This is a genomic window from Marisediminitalea sp., assembly GCF_984433645.1.
Window position 1 is genome coordinate 1 of sequence record NZ_CFIDRX010000238.1, and the last position, 5,189, is coordinate 5,189.

At 47.9% G+C, this 5,189-nt stretch carries 4 protein-coding genes; 2 read left to right on the plus strand and 2 right to left on the minus strand.

Features of this window, described 5'->3' with window-relative positions:
- Positions 1–437 (plus strand): RecQ family zinc-binding domain-containing protein (locus tag AC4MRN_RS19330; protein ID WP_491204227.1); only part of this gene is annotated, 437 nt, incomplete at its 5' end.
- A 293-nt stretch (positions 438–730) separates the two neighbouring features.
- On the opposite strand, the gene AC4MRN_RS19335 is transcribed toward AC4MRN_RS19330, so the two are convergent.
- Complete coding sequence (locus tag AC4MRN_RS19335) at positions 731–1,135, minus strand: hypothetical protein (protein ID WP_490402203.1); 405 nt, start codon at positions 1,133–1,135, stop codon at positions 731–733.
- Between the two features lie 239 nt (positions 1,136–1,374).
- Complete coding sequence (locus tag AC4MRN_RS19340) at positions 1,375–2,091, minus strand: LiaF domain-containing protein (protein ID WP_491204228.1); 717 nt, start codon at positions 2,089–2,091, stop codon at positions 1,375–1,377.
- A 640-nt stretch (positions 2,092–2,731) separates the two neighbouring features.
- On the opposite strand from AC4MRN_RS19340, the gene AC4MRN_RS19345 reads away from it, so the two are divergent.
- Positions 2,732–5,137, plus strand: a complete 2,406-nt coding sequence (locus AC4MRN_RS19345; protein ID WP_491204229.1) for a TonB-dependent receptor — start codon at positions 2,732–2,734, stop codon at positions 5,135–5,137.
- Positions 5,138–5,189: the final 52 nt, after the last annotated feature.

Genomic DNA, 5,189 nt, shown 5'->3' on the forward strand with positions numbered 1-5,189 from the left:
CTAAACTGCAGCACTATTGCAGCGCCAACGAACAGTCAGAATTAGCACGTATAGCTACCATGTTGCGATTTTTTAACTTAGACCGCTGCTTAAATCACAATCTTGCCCTGTATTTCGGCGATCAGCACGCCCCGGAACAATGTGGGCACTGCTCGGTATGCCGTGGCCAGGTGTTGCAGTTAGAAAAAAGCGAGGATGACGTGAACCCGTCGTCACTGATTGAGGATTTGCAGGCTATTCATCACTGGCTGTCGAATCAGCCCTCGGACGCTACCATATCAGCCGCACTGATCGCGCGTTTTGCGGCAGGATTAACCCAACCGGTATTTACCAAACTAAAGGCCCGTAAGCACGCGCAGTTTGGTAAGTATGAAAATGTGTCTTACCACACGTTGCTTAAAAGCGTACAACACGTGCTGGATAATCAGGCGTACTGAAATGCGGATTGCGTTTAAGATCAGTATATCTCAATCGTACAGTGACCCATGCGCAATCTGACCGTTTCGAACTTTAGGCTCAATCCAATCTGAGAAGTCCGCAATTCAATGATGGCCGAAAAGAGCGAATAGCGGACATAAGCACATGGATTGGGTATGGCCGCAGAAGACAAGGAGTGGACGTTTAACGCTCAAATAAGTGGCACACCCAGAGTAACACAGTTTTTTGCGCTAAACTGGCCCCGCCAGTGCAAAAAGCTGTGTTAGCCTGGGTGTCCGCCTTGATTTGCTTGTTATGAGTCTGAATCCTGATTACTGCCACGGATTATGAAAAAACCACCACATAAACAGGTAGTGCCTATAGATGCCATATAGAATGCATTGTTAGAAGTAATTACTGAACCAATTAGCAGTAAAATGCCCATTGCTCCGATCGTGTAACCAGTAAACACTATTGCCTTACTTGATGGTTTCAGCCTTGGGGTGAAGAAAACTCCATACAGGACTCGTCCAGAAAACAACCATAGCACTGATGGTAAAAGGCATATCATAATTGAACTTGTCGATGGTTTCCGAAAGGCATTTACCAATGCTACAGCCATCAAAATAGTTAAGATCACAAACACAGGAACAGAAAGAACACGAGCAAGCATCTGCTCACTCTTTGTTGGTTCTCGATCAATATCCCAGTCGCTCATAATCCCTCTAAAGACTCATAACAGCTTATTACTGAGACTTCATAGTAACACCCGTTTCCCATGAAAAACCATATTCTGTGTTTTCATAGGAAATAAAACGAAAAGTCTGCTTAACGTACAAATCAGCCGTCCAGAATAAACTACCAGTACGACCGCGTTTGACCAATAGTTGAAGTGTCCGAACTGATTGAGCCCTACTTAATTCATTGGCTGAGTCAGTGAGAACTCATCTGCCTCGCCTAATACCCGCGCTTTCGGTGGTCTGGTTGAGACGTTGTGCTAAACATCGACTTCATCTGATTGGCAAACGCGACGAATTTTTCCTTCATCGTACGTTTTATATCAATATCCACACCGCCCATCAGCACAAAGCCCTCAACCGTGATCGTGGGTGCCTGTCGGTCTGCAATTGACGGCGTATTGTTGTCAAGGCCACCCATTACGCAAAATGCTTTGGTAACCACATTTACATTTTCAGGCACTTTTATATCAACGCCGCCCATTACACACAGTACTTTTACGGTAATGTTCTGAGCACGAAATTCAGCATCCGTGAAATCAATATCGGTACCGCCCATTAGTGCGATTACCCGGATTTCCCGCGGTACAGTCCATCGGCCTGTGCGCGTTGAGCCGCCCATGATATTCACAATAGTATCGCGCTCCGGTGCTTCGCCGGTTGCATAGTTCACACTGAACTTGTGTTCTTTTTCACGGCTGTAATCACCGTCTACCTGTAAGGTAAGATCCGCTGCTAACGCGACAATTTCATGGTGGTCATTGCTCGCCATGGCTTCGTCCAATCGTCGCTCAAAAGCTTCCACAGAAATCACACCGTGACTGTAGTGATAAATGAGTTTATCAATGACTTCTTCGCGTACCTGCTCAATGGGACGGTCTTCCAGCTTTACCATGACGGTTTCCTTCTTCTCGTTATGCGCGTTATTCACGCTCATCTAATAATGCTTCAATTAGAAGCAAAGTCCACACCAAAATAAAAGTAACTAAAAATCAATAAATTAGAATTAACCCCCAAATACAAGCTTAGCGCTTTTCGCCATTTATTAACCAATATCGCCGATGTGCCGGATATACAGCCACCAGCTCTAACTAACTCTTATCAGGAAAAGACCACGCCGAAAACGGGAACTTTTCCGTGGCTCAGATGATGAAACACTGTCAGCATAAAATTACTGTAATGCAGCGAATAACCCTCGAACATTACACGTATACTCCAGTGACGGGCTTCATCACCCAATCACCCTGGCCAGCCTTTCGGCTGGCTTTTTTTATTTGAAGTTCCAGTCGGGAATTTATGTGTTAACACCGGTCAAACGCCTTTCTTGCACCAGCGAAAAAAACACTACTACTTTAGCACTAAGCGCCTAATAACTTGGTACTTTTCTAAAGTACTACAAGGTAAAACCGGGAACTTTTCCCGGTGTCACAGGGAACAATTCCATAGGAGGAATGCCCGCAAATTTTCATACTTAGCCTCATATTAACCAGCCATTAACACGATGCGTACATTCATCGCAGCCACATACAATAACAGCTGATGTTAGAACGCACAGGGCACATAATCGGACATACATCATGAAAAAAACCGCGTACTTATATTTGGCATCCTGTATAGCCGCAAGCTTTCAGGCCAGTGCTCAGGAACAAGACATTGAACAGGTCACCGTATACGGACAATCTCCCCTTAGTTTTGTGAGTGGGCTATCGGAATACTCGCCCGCCAGTCAGCATTTGGATGCCGATGCATTGGAAGTTGAAAATGGCAATTCGTTGGCCAGAATTCTGGACAATCAACTGGTCAGTGTGTCGATCAACGATGTGCAAAACAACCCGTTTCAGGCCGATCTCCAATACCGTGGATTTACCGCCTCTCCCTTGCTGGGTCTGCCTCAGGGGCTGTCGGTTTACTTAAACGGTACGCGTTTTAACGAACCTTTTGGTGATACCGTAAACTGGGATCTCATTCCACCTTCAGCATTGGATTCTGTGACCCTGGTATCAGGTGCTAACCCGGTATTTGGTCAGAATACCCTGGGTGGGGCGCTTATTTTAAATACCAAAGACGGCTTTTCTTTCCCACACAATAAAGTCACTGTCATGGGCGGTGATTTTAGCCAGCGCGGCATCAACCTGGAGTCAGGCGGCAACAATGGCGAGTGGGGCTATTACATTAATATCAACAAATACGAAGAAGACGGCTGGCGCGACTATTCGCCCAGCGATATTCAGCAAGGACTGGCTAACATTACCCACAAAGGTGAAGACAGTGCCACCCGCATCACGCTGGCTGTGAATGAAAACGATTTGATTGGTAACGGTGCCATTCCGGTAGACTTGATCCCGTACGAGGGGCGCGCAGCCATTTATACTCGCCCTGATCAGACCTTTACTAACCTGCGCTTCCTGAACCTGAATCACGAGTGGAACCTGGACGACGATTTGGTATTGCGTCTGAACGCCTATTACCGTGAAAACGAAATCGAAACCTACAACGGTGACGACAGTGACTACGAAGAATGTGATGTAGGCTACGGCGAGACCTTATGTGAAGAGGACGAAGAAGCTGAACTGTTTGAAGACGATGACGATGATGCAGAGGCCGCCACGCTCACAACGTCTGATGATGACGACGATGACGACGAAGAATTCGAAGAAGACGACGCCGTTCAGTTTGTAGGTTTTGACCCGTTAGTACCATTAGAAAACATCAGTGACGTTGACCCTGATACCCTGGATGGTACCGCCAATACCAGCTTTACCGACCAGCAAAGCTTTGGCTTCAGCGCCGAACTGGCGGGTAAAGCTGCCACAGGTTCAATGACACACCACTGGGTAGTTGGTCTGGGCATCGACACCGCTGATATTTCATTTCGCAGCAACACCGAATTTGCCGTACTCGACAATGAGACGCCTGAGAGCAGCCGTGGCGTTACCGGCATTGGCGTATTTGACGAAGGTTCCCGTGTGCGTTTGACTACCGATGTTCGCCACACCTATGCGTTTGTTAGCGATGTCATAGATCTGAACGACAACTGGCAACTGGCTCTGGCCGCACGCTACAACAAATCCACTATTGATATGGTAGACGGCGTTGAAGTTGGCGAAGGCTCGCTGAACGGTAACCACGCATTTAACCGGTTTAATCCATCTGCCACGGTGCACTACCGAACCGACGGCTACCACGCTTATGCGTCTTACAGCCAATCGTCACGTACGCCGACGCCAGCAGAACTAAGCTGCGCCGACGAAGACGATCCGTGTAAACTGCCCAATGGTTTTGTGGCCGATCCGCCGCTGGATCAGGTACGCACTGATACCCTTGAACTGGGCGCCAATATTACGCTGGAGAACGGCTTGATCCACGCTGCGGTGTATCGCAGTGAGAGCAAAGACGACATTATTTTCCAACAGGCCGGTGACCGCGCATCGGTAGGATACTTCGTAAACGTAGACAAAACGCGCCGTCAGGGTGCTGAATTCAGCGTGTTACAGCAATGGGACGACCTGGAAGTGTCTGCCAATGTCAGCTACTTACAGGCGACCTTTGAATCTCCTTTTGTCTCGTTCAGCCCACAAAACCCCATGGGACCTGGCCGCCAGGTAACGCCGGGCGATACCATTCCGGGCCAGCCTGAATGGCTTGCCGGTGTGGAAGTCACTTACCCGCTGCTGGACAACCTGTACATCAGCGCAGATGTGGACTACGCATCGGGCCAGTATTTCCGTGGCGACGAAGCCAACGAGAACCGCGAGTTAGATGGTTATACGCTGGTTAATCTAAGTGCCACCTATGCTCACTCAAGTGGTATTACCGTTGGCCTGCGTCTGGAAAATGTGTTTGATACCGAGTTCGAAACCTTTGGCACCTATGGCGAAGCCGACGAAGTGTTGGAAGATATTTACGACGATATCGAATCGACTGAGTTTGTGGGCCCTGGACAACCCAGAACGTTAAGACTGTTTGCGTCTTATCAGTTTTAATCCACTAAAATCGCCCCGGCTGGCTTACTTTTAAAAAAGTTAGCCGGGGAAT

Coding starts and splice junctions, on each gene's coding strand:
- AC4MRN_RS19345 (WP_491204229.1), top strand. CDS start 2,732: ATGAAAAAAACCGCGTACTTATATTTGGCATCCTGTATAGCCGCAAGC.
- AC4MRN_RS19335 (WP_490402203.1), bottom strand. CDS start 1,135: ATGAGCGACTGGGATATTGATCGAGAACCAACAAAGAGTGAGCAGATG.
- AC4MRN_RS19340 (WP_491204228.1), bottom strand. CDS start 2,091: ATGAGCGTGAATAACGCGCATAACGAGAAGAAGGAAACCGTCATGGTA.